The organism is Paraburkholderia sp. HC6.4b (genome assembly GCF_014200875.1).
Classification (GTDB): Bacteria; Pseudomonadota; Gammaproteobacteria; order Burkholderiales; family Burkholderiaceae; genus Paraburkholderia; species Paraburkholderia tuberum.
Window position 1 is genome coordinate 1 of sequence record NZ_JACHDC010000009.1, and the last position, 26,613, is coordinate 26,613.

Here is a 26,613-nt window from a genome sequence, read left to right on the forward strand (position 1 = left end):
CAACGTCAAATATGACCTTATAAGCAGCGACAATTACCCCGTTGACCGGCCAAGATAGTTGTCGCTGACCGGCCATGCTGCTTGACGCTGTCTATTCCGGACAATTTCGAGGCTTACGCGGTTGCGTGCGCGCGTGGAGAAGTCCGGCCAGGGCGCGTTCAAGTGTTTGAACGGACACCGCCGGCACATCCCCGATACATCATTAACTTTCCCACAAAACGTCACTGGCGTGACGGCAGCCTGATCGAGGATATCGATGCAGGCCTCTCGGATCTGGTGAACGTCCTCCAGCTACGGCATATCCGGTCGGTCGCCATTCCGCCACTTGGCTGTGGTCTGGGTGGTCTCGATTGGGAGCACGTGCGACCACGTATTGAACTCGCCATGCGGCAGGTTCCGCAGGTGTACGCGCTGCTTTGTGAATCCGGGCACCAACCACTGCGATAGCTGGCTGGCGAGCGGCGGCGCCACTTCTGTCCGTTCAAGGGCGTACGAGAACAGAGACACATGAAGGAGCCGCAATCCTATGGGTGCCGCGGGCGGCGCCTTCATGTCGCTCCTGTCTGTCACACGGGGAGCGGGATTGATCAACCTCACCGCGAGGCAGACGAAAATGAGCACTCCCGAGACTGATGCAGGCGCGGCCACGCCCACACTCGACCAGCAGGTCAACTTTATGTCCAGCTCGACAAGCCCGCCGTTGCAGGCCTGCGTCGTCCAGATCTGGCCGGATGGCCTCGTCGATCTTGTTGTCACCGACCCATCGGTACTCGATGTGTTCAAGGTGCGGCGCGTGCCTTTCGTCGCTGCAGATGGCACCAACACGCCGGTATATGCGGGTGATACGCGATACGCACAGGCGCTGGCCGCGTCGTCGGATCAGCAGCCGTAGCTACGCGCCCGGTCGTCCGCCTTGCGGCACATGGCGCGGTGACCCGGTTGTCACTTCGCACGTTTCCAATCGCGCAGAACTGCACTTACTTCGCCACGGCGCGTTCGCGGACCGTGGCGCTTTTGCCGCCGTTATCACCACCCGGCCGGCAGTTCCTGATCCGCAGTAAAAGCTGACCGCATCAACCCATCCAATGGAGGGCTCCCGCCGGATTCGCGATGCGCTCCGGTGGGCTTTCCCCACTCCCTTTTATCGTGCAGAAAGAGCGTTATTCATAGGAGATTTAAACATATGCAGACTATCCGATTCCCAGCGGAAATGCTGAAGGCCGTCGCTTCGCTTGCAGCAACGAAAGATTCTCGCAGCTACCTGAATGGTGTGCTCGTTGAGGCACGCAAGCACGAAACACGTCTGGTCGCCTCATGCGGCCAGAAGCTTGGGATTGTGCGTGCGGATGTTGAAAACGAAGTCGATCACGACGTCTCGTTGATCATCCCGATGAGCATGTTGCGGCAGATCAAGGTGCGGGCGCGGCCAGGGCTTTTAACGGAGCTCGTCGTCGATGGGGACAATCACTATCTCCGGCTCCCCGGGGACGGCATGCAATACACCTTCAAACCGGTAGCGGACAAGTACGTTGACTATGCCAGAACGGTGCCTGGTGAATTCTCGGGTACCGCGGCGCAGTTTGATCCCCAGCACCTGATGGATTTCTCCCGATGCGCGGCCGTCCTGACCGGCAAGCCAGGCGTGCCGCGCGTGACCCCCAATGGAGACAAGGCGGCTCTCGTGACGATCAACGGCTACGACGATTTTGTCGGCATTCTCATGCCCTACAGGTTCACAGGCACCGACAAGCTGGCCGACATCAGCTGGTTCAAGAGGGTGCGCATGCCTGCTCAAGGACAAGATGATGTCGCTCCATCCAATGCAACTCGCCGCGGAAATCGTCCGGCGATCGCCTCAGCACGGTAAGCAGCAGACGAACCAGTCGGTGCAGAAGCTCGCGTACTTCTGCCATGGCTGGAGTCTGGCTCTGAGAGAAGAGCCGATTGTCGATGAACTGTTTGAGGCCTGGCGGCTCGGGCCCGTGCTCGGACCGCTGTATCACACCCTGCGGGTCTTCTCGATCGCCTCGATCCCCGCAGATCACCCTTTCATCAGGCGGCAGCCGCGGCTGTCCGACGCCTGCTGCGAGGCGAAGCTGATCGAACGAGTTCTCGAGGTGTACGGCAAATTGAGTACAGCGAGGCTGTCGTCAATTTCGCGCATGGACGGCGGGCCGTGGGAGCTCGCATGGCATGGGTCATCCCATGAGTGTTGGATCAGCAACGAATCTATCCATGCCTGGTTCGACCGTATCGCCCACTTCGAATACACGCCTGGTGAACATTGCCCGGAGTATGACTGAGTGGCCGTGATCCATGATGTTTCACCTTTTCTCTATAACCAATCAGGAGATTTTTAGTGAATCAACCTTTAGCCCTGCTTGCCACCCGTGTCGGCGTGGCCCGGTGCGCGGCTGAGCAGGTGCGTGCGAGTATCGGCGGATAGCGACACGTAGCGCTCGTATTGCCGCAGCACGTCGGCGATGACCTCGTCGCCGCGCAAATACTCAATATCGTAGCCGACACGCCCGTCCGAGAAGAACGTAACGATCTCATAGACGTGCGAGCGCCGCGCCTCCGGCTCGGCCGCGTCGCGCACGAGGAACGCCGGCGCGGACTTGCGCGAGACGCGCGCGCCGTAGACGAAGTCGCGCTGCCCGGCCGTCGGCACGGTGAGACGCACGGCGTTGTCGTCATCGCGCTGCACGTGCGCATCGACGCCGCCCACACGCAGTTCGTTCGCCACCTTCTCGAACGCGGGTACGACGGTATCGGCAACGAACTGGCGCGCTTCAGCTTCCGTCGTCTGCCGCAGGATGTGCGCCAGACGGTGACGCCAGTGCTGTCCCGTCCAGAAGTCCGTCGCGAGCGCCATGTCCTGCGAGTAGTGCGCATGGTCGGCCTTGAGGCCGAGCCAGAGCCCGTAGCAGAGCGCGAGCATGATGAGCGCGACCGGCAGCGCCGCGATCAGCGTCATCGTCTGCAGCGCCTTCAGGCCGCCCGCGACCAGCAGCACGGCGGCCGTCACGCCGAGCAGCGCGGCCCAGAAGAGCCGCTGCCACACGGGCGAATGCGTTGCACCGCGCGTGGCGATCGAATCGATCACGAACGCGCCGGAATCGGCCGAGGTCACGAAGAACACCGCGATCAGCACGATCGCGACGATCGACAGCAACTGCGTCAGCGGCAGGTAGTCGAAGAAGTGGAACAGCAGCGCGTCGACGTTGCCGGCCGTCTGCGCGAGTGTGCTCGCGGCCACGTGCGAATCGAGCCAGATCGCGCTGTTGCCGAACACGGTCATCCAGACGAGGTTAAAAGCGGTCGGCACGAGCAGCACGCCGATCACGAACTGGCGGATCGTCCGGCCGCGTGAGATGCGCGCGATGAACATCCCGACAAACGGCGACCACGACACCCACCAGGCCCAGTACAGGATCGTCCAGCCACCGAACCAGCCCTCCTCGCGTGGCGATGCGTAAGCGTAGGTGCGGAACGACAGGTCGACGAAGTTCGACAGATACTGGCCGACGTTGTCGCTGAACGCGCGCAGCAGGAACGACGTCGGGCCGGTGGTCATCACGAATGCGAGCAGCAGGAACGCGAGCAGCAGGTTCAGTTCTGACAGCCGCCGCACGCCCTTGTCGAGCCCTGAGGCGGCGGAGATGCCCGCCAGCGTCACGACAAGCGCGACCAGTCCGATACGGAAGGCATTGCCGCCGGTATTCCACCCCGCGACGATGTGCAGGCCCGCGCTGAGTTGCATCACGCCGTAGCCGAGCGTCGCCGCGATTCCCGCGATCGTGCCGACCAGCGCGAACGTGTCGACCGTATGCCCAATCCAGCCGTCGATGCGTTCGCGTAGCAACGGATACAGCCCGGAGCGCAGTGTGAGCGGCAGGTTGTAGCGGAAGCCGAAATACGCGAGCACGAGGCCCATCACGCCGTAGATCGCCCACGCGTGGAAGCCCCAGTGGAAAAACGTCATCAGCATCGCCTCGCGTGCGGCCTCCGGCGTGCCGCCCGCGACGGTCGGCGGCTTCAGGTAGTGCTGCATCGGCTCGCCCACGCCGAAGTACATGAGCCCGATGCCCATGCCGGCCGCGAACAGCATCGCAGTCCACGACACGAAGCTGAATTCGGGCTCGGCGTCGTCGGGGCCGAGCTTGATGTTGCCGAAGCTGCTCGCCGCGATCAGCACGAGAAAGATCAGGAAGGTCGTGACGGCGAGTACGTAGAACCAGTCGAAATGGCCGATGACCCATTGCTGGCCGGCCGTGAAGAACGCACCGGCCTGGTCGGGCCGCAGGGCGCAGACTACGAGCAGCGTGCCAATCACGGCAAGCGACGGCGCGACGACCTGTGGCTTGAGCGTCGTCTGTGGCATTGATCGAGTTCGGGGCATGGTGTTGGCATCCAGAAGAAGCAGCACGAGGATCGGTGGAAGCGGTGTCGATTGCAAGCACGGCCAGTTTCAAATGCAAGTCGCTACCGCTACAGCTCCAGGCAGCGGCCTGCGGTCCGGTTGCCGATCCACAGTCAGGTCCATTATGGAGCGGAGCGGCATGGAATTGACAACGTCGTGGCAAGCCAGACCTGCTGAATTAAAGATACTTCAACATTTCGGGGGACTTATAACTTCTCCCCTTTATCCGGCCTTTATCTGGCGGCGGCCGCGTCGCCGGTCGCCGTACTCTGCACGATGTGCAATTCGCGGGTGCGCAGCGGCAACGAGCATTGTGCGTCGGCCAGCGTCTGCCGTACCTGGCGCGCGAGATCCCAGCGCATGTCCCAGAACACGTCGATGTTCGACCAGACGCGGATATTCAGCACCGCCGTGCTGTCGTCGAAGCGACTGACCATCACCTGCGGCGCGGGCTCCTTCAGTGCACGCGGGTCGGCAGCAGCGAGGGTGCGCAGCGCCTGCAGCGCACGACCCACGTCATCGCGCACGGAGATCTCCACTTCGAGATCGAGCCGGCGCGTCGGATTGCGGCTGTAATTGCGGATCGAGTTGCTCCACAGGGCGCTGTTCGGCACGTATTCGCAGATACCGTCGGGTTTCGTCAGGCGCGTCGTAAACAGGCTGACTTCCTGGACCGTGCCCGCGACGCTGCCGGCCCCACCATCGATATAGTCGCCGACCTTGAACGGCCGCAACAGCAGCAGCATGATGCCGGCGGCGATGTTCTGCATCGTGCCCTGCAGGGCAAGACCGATCGCGAGGCCGGCGGCACCGAGCACCGCAACGATGCTGGCCGTCTGGATGCCCAGTTGCGACAGCGCCCCGATGATCGCGACGACACGAATACCCCAGAGGCATGTGTCGCAGAGGATCGGGCGCAGCGTGGCATCCATGCGCGATTGACGGGCAAGCAGACGGCCCAGCGAGAGCGAAACGCGGCGCGCTATCCACCAGCCCGCCAACAGGATCACTACGGCGGCGCACAACTGCGTGGCGAAAACAGCGAGTGCATCCCGGAGGAATGTCCACCGGTCCGGATGGATTTCGGCGAGAAGATTCGGCATGGCTTTAGGGGTCCTTGTTATGCGTGGTGATTGGTACATCGCCACGCAGTTGAAAGAGAAGCAATTGCTCCGGAGGTACCGGCCTTCAATGGCGATGCGCTCGGAACGGCGTGACGTCGCTGGAGACATCGTGGACGGAACCTGTCGTAAAGTGGCCGTCCCTGGTAGGGGAGATTCTACCGGTACGGTGTGTGTGCCGGTGCAACTCGTGTCGGGAGGCGGGTCACGGGCGCTGGCCGGAGGCGATATGGCAGCGGTGCTGGATATCGCCAAATTGAAATATCTCGAAATTACTGACGTGTGCACCAGATAGTGCGTAATACGTTATACAGTGTCATAAGGATCCAACGCGTACCGGCCTGCTGCCGATCGCGCGTGACGCCATCGATGACGCGAAACGCAGAACGTTCGCAGACCGTGTGACATTTGCTAACCGGATCGCCTCATCGTTGCCTGGCTTCGTGGACGGCACGGAGGTGAATGGTGGTGACCTGGTGGAGTGGTTCAAGGAGCGCCTGCATGAGCTCCGCGGTGTGTTTCGGGAGAATCTCCATGCCTCACTGAAGGCGAAATTCCCCGAGATCGCCGGAGACGGGGTGGCGATCAGCGGCGCCGATCTGGTGGACTGGGTGAATGAGGAACTCGGAGCCGAGCTCGAAGCTGTTCGTGGTGAGCACAGACAGGTGTACTCAGGACGAGTTCCCCGACCCCGACATCGCAACGCTATCCTTCAGGGAGTTCGAGGAGTGGCCCGACAATTTCGAGCTCGACCCTGAGAGCGACGGACAGCTTGGCATTTACCACTGTCCGGAGTGCGGGCCAAAGTTTCGCGAAGGCATTCGCATTGAATGAGTTCGTGATGCCTGAAGCTGCCCGCGAAGGACGCCATAGCCACGGGCGCAGGCGGCGGTTGCCCATCCGGGCATGGGAAGAAAACGGCTGGCCGTCGGCACTATGCAAGCGATTGATCATCGCGTGTTGCGGGAGCACATCATGCCAAGCAAATCTCAAAAGCAGCACAATTTCTGGGAAATCGTCTTCCACAGCCCGGAGTTCGCGAGGAAGGTAGACGCCAGTAAGAAGGTCGCCCATGAGTTTCTGGAAGCTGACCGGCGTGCCGGGCGGTTTCAGTCCCACCGAAATCCGCTTGTACCGCGGAAGAAGTAGTGGTCTGCTTCTTGCCCTAGCGTTTCTTTCCCGTCACTAGCGTGCGCACTCCGCCTACAGACAGCCGGAGAAACCGATCCAGTTTCGTCAGATACTGAAGCGCATCGTGCAGATCCTGACTGGTCTGCATGTGTTGTGGCCCTTGCCGCCACACAGTGGGCGCTGGCGTGGTCCAGACAAAGTATGCCCCGCAGCCCTGTGTGGCGCGCCCAGACCAATACGCCCCTATTCTTTCGCCAACGTCCTGAAGATCCACGCTGATAGCCTGGCTAAAAAAGAAGAGGCAGTGAAAATGGTAACCAGCGCCTGAGCTGTATTCGATCTTTCGTACGTGCCCTGGCATTGCCGTATCGAAGTCATGTTTGAGAAGAGAGATCAGCCTGTCGTAATGCTTTTTGGCAAGCTTGTGAACTTCCCTGAAGGATGAACGGTGAACCCAGTCAGTCGTATCGTGGTATCCAAGATCGATGCGGATATATTGCATGGATTTGTGATGGGAAAGTAGATTCGAAATGTAGCGTTGCAGACTTTTGAGGTTCTTCGTACTCGCTCGGATAAAGTAGTGCTCGCGCGTTTTGAAATCCTTGTCCGATAAAACAGATTTTAACGCTGTCAATGATTTGTTGATGTCGTCGATCACTTCCATTGGCGGACCCATCGAGAGCCATTTGTTTCCAAGATAGAAGCCGTATCTCGCCAGTTCTGTATTTCGGGAAAGGATCTCTTCTAATACCGGATTGACAATGTGATGATCGAATACCTTCTCAAGCTGATTGAGATCGAGATACAGCCATGTACGAACCAGCAGGACATCAGGTGTGAGTGGAACAAAATGCCCCTGCGTAGCTTGATGTGATTTAGCAACCAGGCGAACATCGTTTCCGTCCCTGATTCGTTTCGCAAGACGATCGATCCGGCCGAGCGCCTCGAGCATTTCGTTTTCAGACTTGAGCCGGATGCGTGCGCCGACGGGCAGCGAGCGATCGAATGAAAAAAAATGATCGCGCAACCCATCATTACCCGCTTGCTGGAGCAGCGACGTGTCGCCAGCGAAAGATGCTCCCAACCCATTTTTTCCTGTCCTCACGGCAGATTCCTTGTCAGAGCGTTACGAATCAGTCTAGATGACTTGGTTCGCATTTGCTCACCCACTTGGTTCGCATTCGATCTGCGCGGGCCGTTGCGGTCCGTCGCTTTTATCGCGTTTTTTTCCGCGGCGGGACACATGCGCGAGGCCTGGTTAGCAGCCTTGGCTTGCGCGCGTATGCATTGGCGAGTCAGGAATTGCTGAAATGGACGATTCAAAAAAATCTCAACGATATATTCCGCCCGCGAGTCCAGACCAGTAATGGAACGAACTCAATTATCCAACAGACAGAAACGAACCAAGGAGTATCACCATGTTGAATAACGTTCTCAAGTTTGCGGCAACGGCAGCTCAGGAAACATCTGGCATTTTCGATAATGCGCCGGTTGAATCCGTGGTTAAACCGGCCTCGGGATTTTTAGAAACGTGTACGGACTGGGTCAACGAAAACAGGAATGCGGTCGTTGGGGCCGGCGCTGCGGTCGCAGTTGGCGTGGGCATTTACTACAGCTATCCGTGGCTTCGCGACAAGGTCAAGGATATGACCGGCGGAAAAACGGAAGCGACATCGGCGACACCTGAAGCGAATGCAGCGCCCACCGCCGAGGAGATTCAGGAGGGATTGGAGGAGGCGGTCCGTAAAGCCAACGAATACACGACCCGAAATCCGAAGTCGGCAAAGAAGTAAGTCACGCCTCTAAAACAGCAATCACCGGGGACGCTCGCGTCCCCGGTCTATTTTGTCGATCTGAAGAACAAAGGAGTTGGAAATGGGTTTCTGGAAATCACTCGGCCAGGGAGCGGGCGCCATTATTGGACTGTACATCGGCTGCCGGCTCTGTCAGGAGTTCGATGAGTATCTGCTGAAAAAGAAGCGTGGATTCTAGGACGGACCTATCCGGAATTGGAATCAGGCGCCCGGCAGCGCGGTCTCGTCTCCGGGTATTTTTCCAGATGGACAGCAGAGTGGATTTCAAATGGACTTCTGCATTTCGGTTGCCTGTGGCGCGCTTCTGGTCGTTGGACTTTACGCATTGGCCAGGATCACCAGGCTATTGACAGCCGTCTTTGCAGGAGAGACAGAAAGCGGGCCAGACTTGACGAGGAGGTAACGACCGATGAGCGAGGCAATGATGTACACGCTGTACCGTGCGAAGGCCGCTCTGGGCGACTTCAACGACGCGTTCTTCCCTGCTGATCCGGATGATCCCGCTGCGCAGTTAAAGCGAAACGAAGAACTTATCGAGGAGCTCGACGAGCTTCTATGGGTCCACGATCAGATCGGGGTGGAGCTGACCCGCATCAGGGAATGCGCGCAATCCGAAGCGGATTTCGCGAAGCTCCAGGTGGCGGCCACGAGTGCACAGGAAGACACGCCTGCCAGGGGCTACCATCGGGTGGCTGAGTTCTATCGCAGGCTGACAATCCTGCGCGAACTGTAGTCGTCTGAGGTCGGACATCGAGGCGCGTGGGCGATAGTCTGATGTGGTGCTGGACGAGGCTGAAGCATGCGATGCAAAAGGCGGAGGGCATGCCCTCCGCCTTTTGCCGACCTCATTTTTTTGCACGGTATGCCCTGCGACCTGAATGACGAATTGTGTGAATCGTCTTTCAGGAGCGTGTCGTGGAAGAGAAGAAGAAGCCCGGGTTCGTGGCCAGGGTGTGCGAGGACCTCTTTTGCAGCTGGAACGGTGACGTCGACCCGGCCCGCTTTTTCGGTTATGGCTTTGTGATGCTGGGCGGCCTGGTATTCATCATTCTGTCGATCTACGACACCATCAAGCACCAGACCTTCAACAGTCTTGCATTTTCAGGCGGCCTGGTCGCGATTGCCGGTGCCGTCACGGCCGCGGCAGCTGGCGTGAAGATCAAGGAATCCTCGGAGATTCCCATGCCAACAGAAACCATCGAGGCGGTGGAAGCCGAGATCGAGACAAAAACAAGCTGATGCGCGTATATCCATGCGGACCTCGCGACGTCCCCGTCCCGGGTTCCTCGCCCGTTGCCCTATCCGAGAAACGTTCAGATAGATATTACTCAAACGGGTGCTGGGCGACGGCGCAGCCCTGCGGCCCCGAAGAAAAAAACTGCTCTGGCTACTCCTATGAATGTCAGGCAGTTCAAGGAAACGACATTCGATTACCAAAGGAGAACTGTGTATATGACCGATCCAACAGACGAATCCCCGCGTCTGCGCCGGTCGAACTGGATCGAAGTAGTCAGGCGGCTCAGGACCATCTCGCTGAAGGGTCTGGGCATTTTGTTACAGCACGCATTTAACGGGACACAGGAGGCGCCCGACAACTTTATCAACTGGATTCGTTCCCAGATATTGCACCCACGGGATCTTGACTGGATAGACGAACACGCACCTGCATTCCGGATCGATGTGATTGACCTGGTTCATCCCCAGACGCACCACTTGACACAGACGCTGAGCATTACGTTCAGAAGCCTTGATTTGACGGTTCACCACCCGCTCATTATCAACGTATATCTGGATCGCGACCGGAAGATCCAGCCGGGATCAATGCTGGTGCTTTCAAAACTCGAATAACCACCCGCCAGTAACTGCCCGGCCACCACGTGGCCGGGCTCTATGCCATGAGACGCAACTACCGCCAGGTGATGCGAGCGGCGGGATGCCGCCTTGCCGCCAAAGATACCCCGATCGTTCCCAATGATTCCAGGGAGAGCTGAGATGATGCTGCATGAAGAAGTGCCGACTCGCGAAAGCCCGCTTCCGAAACTATTGGAAAAGACCGTGGCCGGCCTGTGGTTCCTGCGGAACGAACTGGCCGAATATATGGACGATGGAGGCCTGTCGAAGCTGAGCGGCTACATTGACGACGTATGGAAGCGTGCTGTCGTATTACACAACCAGGCACGACCGTTCATGCCGTCTTTCCGCTTCCGGCAGGATGAGGATGACTTGACCGTGGTGCATCTCCTGGTGCTGCTGCCGGGCCCGCATTTCAATCAGGGTACGCTCGTCGGCGAAGTACGGATGAACACGGCCGTGGTTGACGGCCAGCTTGTACTCTCGCCGGCACAGGAGTCGGGCGCGCACGCGCTCGCGCGGCAGCACAGATGGAAGGCTTCCGAAGAGGAGCTTCAGGCACTCGATGAGCTGATCAGTTCTGCCACGCGGCTCAAGCGTCTCGCCCGAAGCTTCCCCGTCAATATTGCCTTTACCGATCACGGAATCGAGATCGGCGCGAACTATCACGATCCGGCCGCCCCGGTGCGGGCCGCCCTCAGGTCGATCTAGCGGAATCGTGCCATGACTATCCTCGACAGGCAGTATTTTGCGACGAGCCAGCAGTTTGCCGATGCGGTCGTCAGGCAGATCACGCAGACGCCGGCGGATAACCAGTTTGTCAGCAACGCCCTTCAGAGGGCGATAACCGCCGTAGAGGCGAGCAGTCCCGATGCGCAGATCGTATACGGCACGTTTTCGTATCGGACGACGGCCGGCAAATGGATGCGGCAGATCGATCTGCTCGTCGGGCTCGCCTCTCCCCTGAGTCATTTCAGGTATTCCATGCTCTTCAACACGAAAAATAACCTGGGGGACTATTACGTCGATGTATCGACGATGCAGATGTTCGATCTGACAGACATAGTTTCAGCCGTTCCTTTCATCGGCCCTCTCGATACGCTGCAGATCTCGCCGGTGGCAGCCTGGAGTCTGCGACGATTGACAGGGCAATGGTCAGGGGCGGCTATTGGGGTCACGCGCGCTGCTGATGGCGTCCAGCATGACATCGGGTTCACCGTGACTGGTGATCTGGATCTGGACGCGCTGGCAGCATTTGCCGGCTCGGGCGATGCCACGATCCGTACCTGGTACGATCAGGGCGGCAATGGTAACCATGCCGTGGCGAAGGCCCTCGATGGCGCGCAGCCATACATCGTGCAGGCTGGCGTTCCCGTCACCATCAACGGGCAAGCGGCGATCATCTGGGATTCTGGCGGCACCGTGAACCAGCAACTGCAGGCCGCGGTGCAGGTCCCCATGTCCAATGCAAGTCGTGTGACGATGAACGCAGTTTTCAACTGTGCTGTCCAATATGGCACTGGGGTCGCGGATTATTTCGTGAGCGCGTCCTACAACGTCTACCGTTTCGGTGTCGGGCAGGTCAATTCGATGTCGCCGCCGCGACACGCGATGGCCACCATGGTCACCAGCAGCCAGCAGAGCAGCAATACCGTATCGGACACGGGGTTCAATGCCGCGAGCGCATTCCAGAGCGGTGGATTCGCGAATATCGTGTTAAACGGTGTGCAGACGGCGGGCACCGCGGCGTTGGGCACCACCGCAAATGCGCAAACGCTTGTGCTGGGACTCGCACCATCGTCGAGCAAGCAGCGCGCAACAGTCTGCCTTGCAGAAGCGATCGTGCTTCCGTCTGGGGATGAAAATGCACTCTATGCCGATCAGCGCACCTACTGGAGTTGTCCCTGACTGGGTTCGATCTCAACTGATCGGTGCCGAAGCTTTCTTTTTTTGTGGCTATCCGTTGAAGATGCCGCGCAGGCCCAGGTAGTTGCAGTACTTGCTCCCGCGCAGTGACCGGAAGGCTTCCTGCAATGCCGGCCGCTGGAAGGCGCGCATCAGCAGTTTCGCGTAGGCCTCGATCCTGTCGCCAGCGGCGATCACTTCACGATCGCGCCCCTGTGCGGTCTCCGACAGCTTTCTGAGGGCGTCGCCCAGTTTTGCTGCCGCAGCGGAGAATTTCGACTCAAGCTCCAGAAAATGTTTCACGTTATCGCAGTAGGCCTGGGCGGCGTCGAACACCTCTTCCAACTGTTGCACGGACAGGACAATCTGCCTGCTCCGGATGATGGACGCAAGAGGGCCGGACATCGCTTTGCTGGCCGTATGGCCCGCGCTCGTCTTCTCGACCACAAAGCCACTGCGGCTCATCTGCTCCAGGCGGCTTCCCTGGTTTGGCGTCGTACTCGCTACCACGCTGGTCATGTTGAAATATTTGCCGTTGCCCATGAACTGTGAATCGAACAGTTCGACTGCAGACTTAAGTGTTTCGACCTTTTTCGCGAGCGCGTCAATCGACGCCCTGTCTTTCGCGCTGCCGCCTGCGAGGATCGCGGCCAGCTTCTCGATGGCAGAGATGACCTCCGCCGGGTACTTCGTGAGCATGTAACCTGATCCGGCGAGATCGGTGGACAGCGCTGCGGTCAGGTTTTGGGGCTGCCCCTGCCCGGTTGTGAAAAAATACCATAGCCCGTGAAGGCTGATTTCGACCCGGTTGCCGAGCTTCCCTTTTTTCTGCTCGAACTCCGCCCTGTTCTGCCGCGTCTTGCCCTCATACTTCGCGAGCTTCCCTTCGATCGACCGGAACGCGTCCAGGATGATGTCCTTGTAGTGCTTGAAATTCAGCACGGGGTCCTGGAACAGCAGGGTCTTGAGCGTCGTGGCTATGCCCTCGAGGGCGATCCCTGCCTGTTCTTCTGCACTCGCCCTGGTGTAGCTCTCGAGAGCGGGGAAGTTCATGACTTCCAGTCCGACACTAGCGAGCTGCTGGTTGACGCCCCTGATGATCAATGCGGTGAGCGCGGGCGTGACAGCGTTGCCGTGAATCAGGTCACGCAGTTGATCGTAGTACTCGTGGATGGATTCGGCTACGACATCCATCGCCGCATCGTGTTCGAAATCCTCATCCACGGTTTCGGCCATCCCGGCGCGTACCTGATCGTCCCCTTCCGGTACCGAGTCATCCAGGGTTTCCTCACTCTCGACAGGCTCATCACATTCGAGCGCGACGCGCAGCAGGCTCACGATTCATTCTCCTCGCTCAGATGAAACTCCGGACGACAGCGTCGTCAAAGGATTCGCGAGGTACAGCTCAACCCATGTGCCGGCTGACGCACGCCTGTTCGCGCGGCTGGTTGGCCCACCGCAGCCAGTCGGGTAGCTGCGCTCCGTATACATCGGTCGCCAGCCGACCGGTCCAGGGCTCCATTGCCTGTGTGAATTCCTCGCACGCGATGGCGTCAATCGTCAGTGATCCTGTGGCGCGCCCATTGCGCTCGCGAAGGGATTCAGTGGCGATCAGCTGTTCGTTCTCGAAGCCGAGCAACTCGTCGACCTGGGCGCGGCTCCATTGCATGATGTCGATTGTGCGCGAGGAGATGTTTGATTCGCTCCCGGTATCAAGCACGACGTCGTTGACATAGACGCTTTCGTCCTGTCCGAGCCGTTTGCACCGCGCGACTGCCTGATCGTACTCGAACGAACGGAAGGGAGAGTTGGCCATGACCATGGTGTTCGCCATGATGAGCGGTACGGCAGACGAGAGTGACTGGTACGTGGCGATCATGGGATTGGCATCCTCATTGCGACCGAACTCATTGACCATACCGGCAAGCTCGTTGTTGGTCTCGCCGTAGACACGCAGTGGCCGGTAGCCCTGCTGTTTGAGGAATTCGGCCGCGGCATCGACCACGCCCACGTAGCTGGTGAACATCAGCGTCTTCTTGAGCGCGGTATCAATGATGTCCTCGAGACCGATGTGCGGCACCATGTCGATGATGCACTGGCCCCGCTTCCTGCCGAGAATCTGCCCGAGTGCCTCGCCCTGCACCTTCAGCTTGTAATATTTCACGACTGATTTCGCGTCCTTGAAGTCCTGGCGAATCGGTTTCGGTAGCGCCGGGAGGATGACCTTCTTTTCGTAGCTTGTGGCGAAACGGATTTCGTCCTTGAGCTTCGACGGATCGAAATCCTTGCGGATGAGTTTGACCGCACGCTCGTAGTGCCGGAAGTTCTGTTTCTGTTCGGGTGTGACGAGCGTTTTTCCGAAGGCCTTGAGCGCGTTTTCGAACATGCGTTCGTACTGGCGCATGTTCGAGAGGTAGTGTTTCGCGCGTTCCTCGATGAAGCGGCGCATCTCTTCGCGGATGGAAGTGAGCGTATAGTTTTCGCCGTTGGGGATGCGAACCTTCTTCTGGATGTGGTGGAGCTCGACCTTTACCACGCTGCCACTCTCGACCTTGTAGGTGACTTTTCCCAGCCGGTGCGCGAGGATGTCGTTGGCGCGCTGGGACGCCTTGCCGTAGATCGCGGAGAAGCGTTGCTGGGCGTCCCGATCGAAGAGTGGATCGATGGTGCGGAATAGCGGTGCCATTTCGCCACCCAGGGCCTTGACCGGCGTGCCGGATTCCCAGAGGATGTACTGGCTCTTCGTGATATCGCACAGGGCGATGAAGAGTTGCGTGCGCAGCGCCTCGATTTCGTTCATGCCGTGGGACTCATCCAACAGGATGACGGGTTTGTGCCAGTGTTGGGTACGGGCGAAGGCGAGGAATTTTTCCTGCGCGTCATAGTGCACGATGTAGTAGCGCATCCGGGCTTCGGGCGGCCGGCCCATCTGGCTGTGCCAGTACGGCTGGGGCCGCTTGAACTGGGTGACGATCGTGTCCTCCCAGACCTTCTTCACGGCCCGACCCGGACATACGACGATCACCACGTCGGCATGCAGCTGCAGCCCGAGCGCCAGCCCCATGAAGGTCTTTCCAGTGCCAGGGCCGGCGCCCAGCAGCGCACCGCGCAGACGAAAGCGCGGGACCATCTCGTTGAACCAGCGAAAGAAGCCCGCCTGGTGTTCAAGCGGCGCCCACTTCAGCTGGTTGAGCTGGGCCGGGTCCAGGATATCCGGATGCTTGACCAGCGTGTCCTTCATCCATGTCGCCTCATAAATGCTCGCGACGACCTTCTTCAGCGCCCTGATATTGTGTCCCCTCCTCTTTTCCGCAATGATGCGGCTAAAGGCGTACACCACGTCAGGGGCGAAGAAGCGATTGAAGGCGATATCGGAAGGACTGACCCTGCTGAACATGATGCTGGCGATTTTCTGTGTGCCCCAGACCTCGCCGATGGTCTTTGCGACGGAATTGCCCGGCAAGCCCGATAGCTTGATCTGGTCTCCCGATTCCTCAACACGTACCATGCCAAGCAGACGTCGCAGACCGTAGAACATGGGTTGCTCCTGATACGATCAGAAATGGTCAGGCGCCCTCCATGGAAAAATCCCAGAAGGGTTTAACGGAGCGGCCGCCAGGCGCGCTGCTGGGAGGGCCACTGGCCGTGCTACCGGCAGGACCACCTCCAGGTGATCTGCACGTGATTTCGGGTGCGTCGATGTCGAAGGGAATGCCGTGCTGGTTAAAAGGCAGCACACAGTAGAGGTCTCTTGATGAGGTCTGGCCGATCAGGCGATGCTTGCCGCGCTGAACCGTGAGGAACGACTCACCGTTGACGATCTCGATATGGATGAAGATCTCCAGATCAACCTCCTGATCGATCTGGCGTGAGCCTTTGTAGTAACCCATTCCCGGCAGGTGTTTGACGAACTCCGTGGTCCCTTCGCGGATGAGCTGGCGCGCATCGCTCGAAAGCTGATGTGGGGTGATAAAGGCAATCTTCTTGACTGAAAAGAAGTTGCGCACGCGCCGGTATAGATCGAGCAGGTCGGTGCCGGCTGGGCCCGTGGTGCAGCCAGTAGTCGGCAGCATCGAGAGGTAATCCACCATGCACAGGTGGACTTCGTAGCCTTCGGCCTCGAGTTCGAGGATCTTGTTGCAAAGGTCCTTGTAGGTCCAGTTCGAGGGGTTGACCCGCATGAGGCGGATCTCGTAGCCGTTCACTCGCAGGCGATCCTGCACGTAGGTCGCAATGGGTGCGATGTAGGCCTCGAGTTGCTCCTCTGACATTTTCTCGAAGTCAGCGCGACTCCTTGTGATGATTTCTGCCTCGCGTCCGTCGTGTGCCATCAGCACTTCGTACATGTACTGGAAGTTCAGCTCGAGATCATCTTCGAAGGAGATGCGCAGAAGCAGCGGGCGACGCGCCGGATCGATCATCTCGGGCGTATTGAAGAGCGCCACGCCGATGAAGATCGCCAGTGAAAAACCGGTCTTGAACTTGTGCTGCAACGCCGGGATCACCACTTCCTGCCCGCGCCTCAAGCCGCCGCGCAACATCCGGTTGACGGCTTGCCAGCCAGTCCTCATGAGGCTTTTTCCGCTCTCGGCCTTCTTGACTTCACGGAAGATGCGCTTGATCTCTTCCACGCGCGAGAAGTCGACCTCGGAGACGATGGCTGGATCCTTCGCCTCCGAGTCGACCTGATAGGGTTCGAGCTCGGCGCACACCTCCGAGACGAACTGCTTCATGCTGGTGACTTCGGTGCGGTTAAAGCGCAGCTTGTTGGCCGCCTGGTTGATGATCTGCTGGATTTTCTCTTCACGAAAATATTCGTTCAGCGAGCGGCGCAGGTTTAGCACGGTGCGCCTCAGGCGGCTCTCTCCGAGCTCGGCGCTCATGCCGTCGACAAACGATCCATAGAGCTGCTCATCCTCCCCACAGTCGACTTTCAGTTGCTGCAGGATCTCGACGCTTTCGTGTTCGTGGTCCGGCGGGACTTCGCACATTGAGAGTGCGGTCTTCTTCAGGGCCCGGACGATCTCCCGATCATGTTCGAGTCCGATGGAGTGTTGGGGCTCCTTGATCTCGGCGAGCACGTTTCTCACGAGCTGCGCGGAATTTTCCTGTGCACCAGACAGTTGGTTCTCGCGAAACAAGAGCGTGATGCACTTCACGAGCATCAGTTTGTCGTTCATGTCGGTGAATAGTGTGAACAGCGTTTCCCATGCATAGGTAGGCGACGGGAAATAATTTTTTGACTGTCGGCCCTTATCGACCCTTACGGAGCCGAATCACGTGATCGCGTCAAGCTCACCCGGTTCATTGAAGGAGATCGTGCTCATTCCCCACTGGGTGCATGAAGCATTGGCCCGTCAGAAGCTGCCGCTCTCGGAGTGTCTTAATTTCGCAGTGCTGCAGAAAATGTCGAGCGTCAACGATCTGGCCTGCTTTTATGGTCTGCAGCACTACATCGAGGAGCTGGTCTATGCGTCCGGCACGCTCGCGCGCTGCTGGGAGGAGACGGCGAAAGACAGGGACAGCCGTGCGCTGCTGATGCAAACGATTCTTCCGCTTGCGGCCCATCTTCAGGCAAGCGGGGAGCTTGATTCGCGCCTGTTCAGTCCGCAGTCGCGCCTGCCGTGGCACGACGAGCCGTTCAGCATTCACGACATCACGAGGGAAGTCGGAGGTGTGGTGATTTACCCGGGTTTCTTTGTCGAAGAGGGAAAACCCAACACATACCGGGAGCAGCTGGTCGTTGGTCTTCTGAAACTATTGTATGCCTACAACGCCTCGCACGAAGTGTCGGGCACGCGTCTTTTCCGGCACTACCTCGACATGTTATCTGGCAGGCAGTTGACGGTCTGAGTCGGCCCGCCCCGGTAGCCTCCCTTTAATCGTGATAGTCAGGATTCCAGATGACCTACGCAACCACCCTCTTCCGGAACAAGGGTCGCAATGGCGCGCTGCCGGTTTCGCAGCTCGATCGTCTGATCGAGTCACTTCGTGGTGAACAGCACGAGCGCGGCTGCGCATTCGCGTCGAACCAGATGACGCGCGCAGCACTTGCTCTGGAAAGCATCGACTCTTCGGTGCAGATCGAACTGAACAACACACTCGACGGGCTCAACACGGCGCTTGAGACCATCGTGACGGAGCTCGGGCTCGCCCGCGAACTGACTCAGGCACAGCGGGACGCGGCCGGCGCCGCGGGGATGCTCTCGGGCGACATCGCTGCGGCGCTGCATCAGCCGATCCGGCACGAACGCGTGTCGACCGAGAGTGTGAACTACCTCTCACCCGAGACCGGCGAGTTCTTCTACGAGCGCATCCAGCCCGCGCTGGAAGCCTACGACGAAAAGGAGAACAGGAACGCTGTCGTCTATATGGTGGCCTACAACATGATGGCTGCCCGCCAGGACGAGTTCGGCGAGGCGTTCTATCCAACCGTCGTGGTCGGTAACGATCAGGTGGGCTACACCGTCTCGATCCGGCTGATCGAAATCAGCAACGATATCCGCCGGCCGATCTCTGGCGACGCGTCGAACAACTTCAACCGGCGCAACATCGTGCAGGCGGTGATCTATCCGGACCTGCTACGCAACGACATCACGAAGGTCATACCCGTGGTGCGTGACGACTCCGCAAAATACTTCGTCGACCCGGCGCTCGTTGCTCCCTACAGCGTGCTACTCACCGACGGCAGTGCGTCCAACACTGCGCCGCTGGCGATTGGGAAGAAGTTCTCGCTCGTCAACATCTCGCAGACCGAGTCGACGCTTGACAGCGGCCTGATGGATATCACCGACGCACTCGACACCAACGTCGTGCTCGACGCCGTGTACGTCGAGTTCACAAGCGGCGGGACGAACGAAGTGGTGAAGTTCCGTACCGGTGCCATGCAACGCGCGACGTTCAACTTCGCGGTGCAGGGCTACTACCGGGAGATGAACCTGCAGTTCGACAGCGAGACGCTGCTTGTCGGGCCGAACACGGTACTCGCTGATGGCGGTCAGTCAACCATTCTGGCGCCGGTTCTTTCGCAGGGCTACGAGGCCCGTATCGGCATGGACGTCTTCGGCAAGGTGGTGCTCGAAACCGGCGACATCTCGTTGAATGCTTCGACGGTACGACTGAATGCGATCAAGGATACGACGGACAAGGTGCTCGATCTGACGGCCGGCACAGGCGCCACGCTCGCCGCCCTTTTCGACGACGCGACGGTCATCGGGTACGACATCGACGCGCGGCGCACCAACAGCAACCGCCGCCAACGCGGCAAGCTGCTGAATACCAACTTCTTCAGCCAGGTGTACACGGTTCCGCTGCACGCACCGATCACGATTCCACGCCCGATGCAGGTGGGCGATGTCAATGATTCGAGCGACCTCGCGGCGCTGATCACGGCCACACGCATCATGACCAGCAACGACGCGGTCGATGCGATTTTCAGGCTGCGCGATCTGCTGGCCGAGACAACCAGTGCACTGAATACGACCCCAGTGCCGAACAACCCGCTGGACACGCCGGCGATCCTTGGGGTGTCGGCGTTCATCATCCAGCCGGCGTTCATGTATCGCGAGCTGCAGGTCGACTCGAGCCTCGATTCGCTCTCGGCTCACCAGCGCGCAGCGGACGTCCAGGCGGCGCTCGTCAACGAGATTCGCGACATGGCCTACACGCTCTACGTGCAGTCGGGCTACAAGGCCGCCGCGGATGCACGTGCCGGTGGCGTGGCGCCGGTACCGACTGTCGTGATCGGGACGGATCCGTATATTGCACGATATCTGATGACGACCGGCGACCTGCGCACGATGGGCATTGCGTTCGACACGAAGGTTGTCTCGACGCTCAACGAGCGCATGTCGGGCAGGATCGTTCTGTCGTTCGGCGACTTCTCGTCCGAGACGGCTGGCGTTCCGAATCCACTGCATTTCGGAAACATGGCGTGGAAACCGGAGACGACGGTGGTGCTGCCGATGGTGCGCAACGGCGCGCAGTCCAAGGAGCTGACAGTACAGCCTTCCTACCTGCATATCAACAACCTCGCGGTCCTCGGCGTGATCGATGTCTCAGGTATCACTGCCGCGGCGACCTCGAAGGTGCCGGTGAACATGCGCACGGTGGCGTGAACGATGCATCGTTATGCGTTACGCATATCCTGTCCCGGGGCTCGTGCCCGCTTCGGCCACGTGGCCGCGGCGGGCTTCGTTTTTTGCCGCCGTTGCAGTTGCCGGTGTCGGATATCCAGGCAGGCCTCAGGCCTGCCTTTATGCCCGCCGGGGTCTGATAACGAAGAATTCTTCGACGATATATCACTGTCCTGAGCGCCGCTGTCACGGCGCACTTGCAGAACAGGGAAGTCATGCTGTTCAAGTCAGGGAATCGAAATGAACGCGTCCGAACCAGCGAATGAGTTTTGACCAGAGCGACCACTTTGTCCCCGACACGTGGTACGGAACACCCGTGTTTTCTGTCGTGGGGCGCAACGAGCTGTATGCCAGTCAGCAGCACGAGAAATTCGAAAAGAGAACAAGGTATTTTAACTATTTACCGCAGACTGTGACCGTTATTGAGCGCAACGGTCTGTGTGTGGAATTGCCACCCCTTCCAGACGCCTCGCGATCGACCTTTGTGATCCAGACGGACTGGCTTGTGCACCGAAGTCTGCAAACGCGTTTGATGCAAGCGCTCAAGAACGGTCACGAGCACGAGACGAAAAGCGTTATCGCCCTGCGCGAATGCGTGCAACGCCAGAGAGTTGAACCGCATGACCACTGGATCACGTTCCGGTGCGAGTTGTCGGTGTCGCTGGAAGATTTGAACCGACATAGGGGAGAGATTTACGAAAACGATAGCGACATTGTTATTTCCGTCTATCCTGGAATAGATGCGGGCCCGCATCCGTTTAGCGAGACGGGGCGAGTTCTTGCAGAGCTGCACTCGTGCACGCAGGCAGCTGACGAGCACGCGTTCTTCGAAAGCATCAGGATCGTGGACAACGCAGGCACCAACGGCGACCGGTTCATCAACCGCAATGGTTCCGTACACCGCATTAGAAGTGCACGGGATCCGACCCGGGAAAATGGTGTCTGGCTCGCCCGTCAAAAACCATTTACGCACCCGCGCCAGACCGACCAGATCGGGTGGCGGCGCTACGGATTCGAGGAAGCCGATGAAGCGCTTGAACTGTATAAAACTTACGCGGATGCGAAACATTGTGGTGATCGGGAGACGAAGCAGAAGCAGGAGCTTGCCGGGCAGGAAGAAAAACTGGCACGGGCGAAATATGAACTGAAGGAGCAGCAGGTCGCACACCAGGAAAAGCAGCAGGCATGGGAGCGTGAGAAGGCGAAGTTCCAGGAAGAGCTGGAACGGCGGCAGTTCGCCTTCGAGGAGGAAACGCGCCGCAGCAGGCAGGAGGCCGAGCGTGCACGCTTCTATTACGAGCAGCAGTTGCTGGAGGCAAAACAGAACGCCGAAAGGAGGAAGGAAATCAACGACTGGCTCAAGCAGATGCCAGGAATCCTGAGTGCGGTCGCGCTTGCGTGGTTGACCTATAAAACAGCCAGGTTGCAGGCGAAGTAATAATTGGTAATCAGGGCAGCAAATGTGCCGGAACCGGCAGGGAGAGAGAAAATCGACCCCGAAATTGAAAGACTGATCGATGCGCATACGCCGCGTCTGAATCCGGTGATTGCGAACGGCATCGCGGTCGAGCACATGCAGCAGGTGCACGTCATCAATTACATCGATTCGGTGTTTCGTGCGGCTGCGAAGGGTTTTCCGGAGTGGCTGACGTACGAAGGGTGTCGTGTGTGCGCCCCACCGGAAGAATATGGCGAGGCATCGCGCAAGCAGGGCAACAGCAGACGGACGATCGATATCGCGCGATCAGATCTCTATCTGGTGAAGTTCCGTTTCAGGTTTCGGGATGAAGAAATCGAACGCAGCATGTATCTGCCGTTCGTGGGTGAAGCGGGAAGCATCATGCTCAGAGGCAAGCGGTTCTTCATCTCCCCTGTGCTGTCGGACCCGATCATCAGTGTGGGCGCTGAAAGCGTTTTCGTGCGACTGCTGCGCGATCTGCTGACGTTCAGGCGCGTGACGCACTACTTCGTGGCCAATGGCCGCGTCGACCAGGCGAGCGTCGCGTGGTCGCTCGTGTATCACAACACGCAGAAGAAGATGAAGAACGTTCAGCCGACGGTGAAGATGCATTCGACCATGGCGCACTATTTGTTCTGCAAGTATGGCCTCGTCAGGACGTTCGAACTGTTCGCAGGATGCACGCCGGTCGTCGGTGGTACCGAGATCACCGAGGAGCAATATCCGCCCGATGCGTGGGTGATCTGTCGCAGCCGGCAGTTCAAGCCAAAGGGATTCCTGAAATCTCTCTATGAGCCATCGCGGCTACGCATTGCAGTCAGGCGCGAGGAATACACGAGGCTCATGGTGCGAAATCTCATCGGTGGCCTTTTCTACGTTGTCGATCATTTTCCGTCGCGGGTGCTGCCTGAGTATGTGAACAATTTGACACCGGCATGGAGGGACAACACGCGCACGTGGATCCTGCTGATGGGGCATGTCCTGTTTTCCGGCGACATGCCAGAGGGTGTGCTCGCAGACGAAATAAACAAACATTTTAAATCGCTTGATGAATATGTCGATAGCTTCGTGCTGAAAAAATTCAACGCAATTGGCATGCCGGTTTCCGACCTGTATCAGTTTTTCGCCGTTGTAGTTGAGAAAATCAGTGAATGGATTTTTGAAGGTGCAGGTCACATCAACAGCATGTACGACAAGGAGCTTTCAGTTCTGTATTTTGTGTTACAGGACATCACGAGAGCCATTATGGGGCTTTATTATAAAGTCACGTCCGTCGAAAAGAAGGATCTCACGCGCAAGGACGTCGAAGACCGGATGCGAAATACCATCATGACCGGGCTGATCTACCGCATTACCCGGCAGCATCCGGAGGTGACACCGCAGTCGAGCTCAGGAGACAACAAGGCGCTCAAGATCACCGGTGTGCTGGTACCGCAGTCGGACAGCTCGAGGCAGGGTGGGCGGAAAAAACGGACGGCGCTGGATGATCCCACGAAGTTTCTGCACGTCTCCATGGCGGAGGTGGGTGGCTACAGCAACCTGCCAAAGTCAGGACCCACCGGGGACCGTCGCCTGAGCCCATGGCTGCAACTCGACCCATCAGGACGCGTTCTGCGTAACCCGAAATTTATTGCAATGCTTGAACGTATTCAGGGCGAGATTACGCGCTCCAGATAAATCCCCTTCGCTTTCGGTATCAATCCGATTCCACCAGGCGAGTAACAGATTTTTCAAGGAACCAATTTTCATGTATTCCACGCTTTCCCAAACCGCGCCTCATTCATTGCCAGTGAGTCCGCAGGCACTGGAACAGGGTTTTCTGCGGTTTTCCATCCAGGATCCCCCGTACGTTCCCAGGGTCGAAATCGAATCCTGGATGTACAGCTACGTGCGGATCGTCGCCGGCTTGAGCGCGAATGTGATTCAGGAGCAGGCCCAGAGTAATCCGCTACGCGTATTCTTCTTCAACCTCTTTGCCAGAAACAATTTCGCCAACGAGGAATTCACTGCGCTGGTTCAAGGCATTCTTGACTACGTGGTTGTCACGGTTGTGAGCCAGCCAGGCATCCAGGTGGAAGCAATACTCGATGATGCGGTGAGGAATCTCATCGAATTGATGACGGCATCGATGACCAAGCTCTATCCGCAACTCGGCCACTATCTGAATGCGCAAAGCGCCGAAGTGGTGAACGGCCATATACGGGAATTCGAAAGGATCACCGAGGCGATCAAGGAGTATCGAAGACGGTTTGGCTATCAGCAGATTTCGCCGGGCCAGCCGGGTATCCGGTCACCAGGATATGACAGGATGGCTGTGCCGCCTGCGCGCCCGGGCGGCTTCCCGGACATCTATCCGGCACTGGACCGTCAGCCGGTGCCGGCGGGGTACCCGGCCCGTTACGACGGTGTGCATGATGCCTCGGCGCAACTTTTCGGTGGCGTCCAGTCGCCGCAATCCACTGCTCCACGGTCCGGCGAGATATTCAGCAGCCGGTTCTCCAACCTGTCCGACACGTCAATGCCGCGATATGCGCATGTGAACGGGTCGACGTCGCAGGGAAATCGCACAATGAATGCCGTAATCGAAGAAAAGCCAGCACATAAGGATGGTCCGCTTGAGGACATCAATGAAACCGCGCTCGTGTGGTTTCCATTCCGCGATCAGTTGTATCACCCCATCTACGACCCGGATGCGCACCAGCTCTTCTACCAGAAACTGGCGGGGGGCGATGTGCTGGCCGTTCTCAGGAACCGCGGGGATGACATGGATTACGATCGTCACAGGACGAAGAGTGTTTTCGGTCCGATTCCTCCGGCGCTCGACCTTGATGACCGCGAGCGGGTCGCCGATCGCCTGCAGCAGGGGCTGAAGGAAATCAGGCAGGAACGACAGGCGCGCGAGGAAGAAGCAGTGCCGGAGGTCTGTACACGCGTGAAGGAGGCGGTCATCGAGGAATCGTCGCTGGAGGCCGTCTGGCTGCAGGCAGCCATCGAGTGGCAGGCCTCGGCGGAAAGCGGAGACCGGCCCGGGATCTTCCGCGTATATGGTGATGTGTACGACATTGCGGTCGGCGACGAGGATGAAAGCGATTTTGTCGAGTCGCTCAGAACTGCAGGGACGTTCAGGAATCTGCGCAGGACGCTCGACGACCAGTATGGCGTGGTATCGGAAAGTCTCTGGCACAAGGCCAACGACCGCGCTACCCGCCTCGTCAATCGGGTTCTGGCGTTGAATCTGGGACTGCGCGAAACCTCGATCGATTCGTTCACGGAAGATCTGGAAGCGCTGCTGCAGATGTTGCGCCAGTCCCACGGGGCAGCGATGGTCGAGGCGCTGGAGCGGCACCAGCGCACCCTGATCGCAGCGATCTATCGGGAAACGCCCGGGGATAACCAGGCTTTTATCACGGACGGTTTGTGCGATTCCTGGCCGGAGGGTCTGGACAGACCGAAGCTGACGTTCATGTCGTCGTGGTCGAGCCTGACATTCGTGAACTGCACGTCACACGAACTGGCCGTCGAATGGGCCAGCGACACGGCCGCGCTTGTCACGAGGCACGCGGTACCAGTCTTCTACCAGATCGTGCGGGATATCGTCGAGGAGGCGCGGGTTGTGGGCCATAACCTGGAGCATTACCTGTTGCAGACGACCGATGGGAAGATCATCGAAATCGGTACTGCCTTCCTTGCTGACGATGAGGGATATGTCGTGCGGCTTTTAAAGTAAGTAGTACATATCGGTTGGGAAGAACATTCGACCTCCGGCAGATGGCCGGAGGTGTGGATGGAGTTCGGGAAGTGAAATGACGATTCATGCCAGTAATCTGGTGCTGGATTCCCGGGATTTGCAATTTGACAAGGAGTGCAATCATGAACGTGGAGGGAGATCCGCTGGAAGTCATTGTCCAGGGCGGATCCATTGATGCCAATACGGTGGTCTACGGAGTTGTGCAAGGTGCGCTCTCCGACGCGGGCTTTACCGGGGTGACGGTTTCTTCGCCGCAAGGTGAAAGGGCGGCGCATGTCGGCAGGATCCCGACCATGCTCGATGCCTTGCGGGTCTCGCGCCCGGAACTGTTCGCGACGCCCATCAACGTGAAGCAGCAGGCGTGCGTTGAGGAGGTCGGTTCGCTCATCGCGGACAATCCCGATCACCTCGATCTTGGACACATCGTCTACGGAACGGGAGATTCCGACGACGTTGATCCGGGCGTGAGCGCCGAAGATGCCGCACAGGTAGCGGACAAGTCAATGGAGGCTGAAGCCGTTCAAGAGCAGGTCTGACTGGCGACGGAACAGGTAGTGCGAAGTGCAGAACGTCCTTCCCAACTTTCAATGGGAAGGACGGGCAGTACCTTTGTTTTCATTTTTTTTGGGGGATTCCGGCAGCAAACCGGGAAACCAGTTCTCAAGGAGGTGTGCTGTGACGAGGACCGGATGTCAGGCAGGGGGTGCAGAAGTCGCCGCCCTGCTTGCAGTGATGACGCTTGACGAGAATTACTCGACTGACGCTCTGGCCGCCAGGCTTGGCTGGACGATGTCGGCTACACGCATGATGATCCAAACTGCGCAGGACACGGGCGTCCTCTGGCAGAATTACCAGGGGGCAAGCAAGGGGCCAATTCTGTGGGTGCGACGCGAGCGCAAACGGGAGTCGGCCGCAGAGCCGGCCCGGCCAGTCGGGGAACTGCAGGGCTATGAGCAGCAATGGCGTATCTTTCGTGATCTCTGCATGCTGACGCGCACCGCGTAAAGTCGCGCGCGTCGTTCCGGC

General features: G+C 58.7%; 24 protein-coding genes. 17 read left to right on the top strand and 7 right to left on the bottom strand.

Annotated elements, in window-relative coordinates:
* The first annotated feature begins 81 nt into the window (after positions 1-81).
* The 4 genes from HDG34_RS15050 to HDG34_RS15065 all read left to right on the top strand — a co-directional run bounded on the left by HDG34_RS15050 (position 82) and on the right by HDG34_RS15065 (position 2,303).
* Complete coding sequence (locus HDG34_RS15050) at positions 82-447, top strand: macro domain-containing protein (RefSeq protein ID WP_221309150.1); 366 nt, start codon at positions 82-84, stop codon at positions 445-447.
* A 136-nt stretch (positions 448-583) separates the two neighbouring features.
* Positions 584-892, top strand: a complete 309-nt coding sequence (locus HDG34_RS15055) for a hypothetical protein (RefSeq protein WP_184061046.1) — start codon at positions 584-586, stop codon at positions 890-892.
* Positions 893-1,210: 318 nt separating this feature from the next.
* Positions 1,211-1,867 carry a hypothetical protein gene (locus HDG34_RS15060; protein WP_184061047.1) on the top strand — a complete coding sequence of 219 codons (657 nt, stop codon included), beginning with the start codon at positions 1,211-1,213 and terminating at the stop codon, positions 1,865-1,867.
* A gap of 19 nt (positions 1,868-1,886) precedes the next feature.
* Complete coding sequence (locus tag HDG34_RS15065; protein ID WP_311734761.1) at positions 1,887-2,303, top strand: type II toxin-antitoxin system antitoxin SocA domain-containing protein; 417 nt, start codon at positions 1,887-1,889, stop codon at positions 2,301-2,303.
* Between the two features lie 68 nt (positions 2,304-2,371).
* On the opposite strand, the gene HDG34_RS15070 is transcribed toward HDG34_RS15065, so the two are convergent.
* The 4 genes from HDG34_RS15070 to HDG34_RS39840 all read right to left on the bottom strand — a co-directional run bounded on the left by HDG34_RS15070 (position 2,372) and on the right by HDG34_RS39840 (position 7,780).
* Positions 2,372-4,402 (bottom strand): BCCT family transporter, encoded by a 2,031-nt coding sequence (locus tag HDG34_RS15070; RefSeq protein WP_184061049.1) that lies wholly within the window; start codon positions 4,400-4,402, stop codon positions 2,372-2,374.
* A 254-nt stretch (positions 4,403-4,656) separates the two neighbouring features.
* Positions 4,657-5,526: a mechanosensitive ion channel family protein gene (locus HDG34_RS15075; protein WP_184061296.1), complete on the bottom strand. Its 870-nt coding sequence runs from the start codon at positions 5,524-5,526 to the stop codon at positions 4,657-4,659.
* A gap of 723 nt (positions 5,527-6,249) precedes the next feature.
* A complete protein-coding gene (locus tag HDG34_RS15080; RefSeq protein ID WP_184061050.1) occupies positions 6,250-6,663 on the bottom strand; it encodes a hypothetical protein in 414 nt (137 codons plus the stop codon).
* Positions 6,664-6,709: 46 nt separating this feature from the next.
* Positions 6,710-7,780 carry an inovirus-type Gp2 protein gene (locus tag HDG34_RS39840; protein ID WP_184061051.1) on the bottom strand — a complete coding sequence of 357 codons (1,071 nt, stop codon included), beginning with the start codon at positions 7,778-7,780 and terminating at the stop codon, positions 6,710-6,712.
* A 313-nt stretch (positions 7,781-8,093) separates the two neighbouring features.
* Between HDG34_RS39840 and HDG34_RS15090 the strand changes: the two genes are divergently transcribed.
* The 6 genes from HDG34_RS15090 (at position 8,094) to HDG34_RS15115 (ending at position 12,248) form a co-directional block, all read left to right on the top strand.
* Complete coding sequence (locus HDG34_RS15090) at positions 8,094-8,468, top strand: hypothetical protein (protein ID WP_184061052.1); 375 nt, start codon at positions 8,094-8,096, stop codon at positions 8,466-8,468.
* 430 nt (positions 8,469-8,898) lie between these two features.
* A complete protein-coding gene (locus HDG34_RS15095; RefSeq protein WP_184061053.1) occupies positions 8,899-9,222 on the top strand; it encodes a hypothetical protein in 324 nt (107 codons plus the stop codon).
* A gap of 182 nt (positions 9,223-9,404) precedes the next feature.
* A complete protein-coding gene (locus tag HDG34_RS15100; RefSeq protein WP_184061054.1) occupies positions 9,405-9,728 on the top strand; it encodes a hypothetical protein in 324 nt (107 codons plus the stop codon).
* 213 nt (positions 9,729-9,941) lie between these two features.
* The gene (locus tag HDG34_RS15105; RefSeq protein WP_184061055.1) at positions 9,942-10,337 is read left to right on the top strand and encodes a hypothetical protein; all 396 of its coding nucleotides are present in this window, start codon (positions 9,942-9,944) and stop codon (positions 10,335-10,337) included.
* Between the two features lie 144 nt (positions 10,338-10,481).
* Positions 10,482-11,051: a hypothetical protein gene (locus HDG34_RS15110; protein WP_184061056.1), complete on the top strand. Its 570-nt coding sequence runs from the start codon at positions 10,482-10,484 to the stop codon at positions 11,049-11,051.
* 12 nt (positions 11,052-11,063) lie between these two features.
* Positions 11,064-12,248, top strand: coding sequence for an arabinofuranosidase catalytic domain-containing protein (locus tag HDG34_RS15115; protein WP_184061057.1), 1,185 nt, complete (start codon positions 11,064-11,066; stop codon positions 12,246-12,248).
* Between the two features lie 48 nt (positions 12,249-12,296).
* On the opposite strand, the gene HDG34_RS15120 is transcribed toward HDG34_RS15115, so the two are convergent.
* The 3 genes from HDG34_RS15120 to HDG34_RS15130 form a co-directional block, all read right to left on the bottom strand.
* Positions 12,297-13,583 carry a hypothetical protein gene (locus HDG34_RS15120; protein ID WP_184061058.1) on the bottom strand — a complete coding sequence of 429 codons (1,287 nt, stop codon included), beginning with the start codon at positions 13,581-13,583 and terminating at the stop codon, positions 12,297-12,299.
* Positions 13,584-13,650: 67 nt separating this feature from the next.
* The gene (locus tag HDG34_RS15125) at positions 13,651-15,783 is read right to left on the bottom strand and encodes a DEAD/DEAH box helicase (RefSeq protein WP_184061059.1); all 2,133 of its coding nucleotides are present in this window, start codon (positions 15,781-15,783) and stop codon (positions 13,651-13,653) included.
* Between the two features lie 28 nt (positions 15,784-15,811).
* Positions 15,812-17,425, bottom strand: a complete 1,614-nt coding sequence (locus tag HDG34_RS15130) for a DnaB family ATPase (protein WP_184061060.1) — start codon at positions 17,423-17,425, stop codon at positions 15,812-15,814.
* Positions 17,426-17,525: 100 nt separating this feature from the next.
* On the opposite strand from HDG34_RS15130, the gene HDG34_RS15135 reads away from it, so the two are divergent.
* The 7 genes from HDG34_RS15135 to HDG34_RS15165 all read left to right on the top strand — a co-directional run bounded on the left by HDG34_RS15135 (position 17,526) and on the right by HDG34_RS15165 (position 26,592).
* Positions 17,526-18,098: a hypothetical protein gene (locus tag HDG34_RS15135; protein WP_184061061.1), complete on the top strand. Its 573-nt coding sequence runs from the start codon at positions 17,526-17,528 to the stop codon at positions 18,096-18,098.
* Between the two features lie 50 nt (positions 18,099-18,148).
* Positions 18,149-20,362 carry a hypothetical protein gene (locus tag HDG34_RS15140; protein WP_184061062.1) on the top strand — a complete coding sequence of 738 codons (2,214 nt, stop codon included), beginning with the start codon at positions 18,149-18,151 and terminating at the stop codon, positions 20,360-20,362.
* A gap of 280 nt (positions 20,363-20,642) precedes the next feature.
* A complete protein-coding gene (locus HDG34_RS15145; RefSeq protein ID WP_184061063.1) occupies positions 20,643-21,818 on the top strand; it encodes a hypothetical protein in 1,176 nt (391 codons plus the stop codon).
* 3 nt (positions 21,819-21,821) lie between these two features.
* Positions 21,822-23,516, top strand: coding sequence for a hypothetical protein (locus HDG34_RS15150; protein ID WP_184061064.1), 1,695 nt, complete (start codon positions 21,822-21,824; stop codon positions 23,514-23,516).
* 70 nt (positions 23,517-23,586) lie between these two features.
* On the top strand, positions 23,587-25,566 hold the full coding sequence (locus HDG34_RS15155; protein ID WP_184061065.1) for a hypothetical protein: 1,980 nt from the start codon (positions 23,587-23,589) through the stop codon (positions 25,564-25,566).
* A gap of 143 nt (positions 25,567-25,709) precedes the next feature.
* Positions 25,710-26,123 (top strand): hypothetical protein, encoded by a 414-nt coding sequence (locus HDG34_RS15160; RefSeq protein ID WP_184061066.1) that lies wholly within the window; start codon positions 25,710-25,712, stop codon positions 26,121-26,123.
* Positions 26,124-26,148: 25 nt separating this feature from the next.
* The gene (locus HDG34_RS15165; RefSeq protein ID WP_184061067.1) at positions 26,149-26,592 is read left to right on the top strand and encodes a hypothetical protein; all 444 of its coding nucleotides are present in this window, start codon (positions 26,149-26,151) and stop codon (positions 26,590-26,592) included.
* The last annotated feature ends 21 nt before the right edge of the window (positions 26,593-26,613 follow it).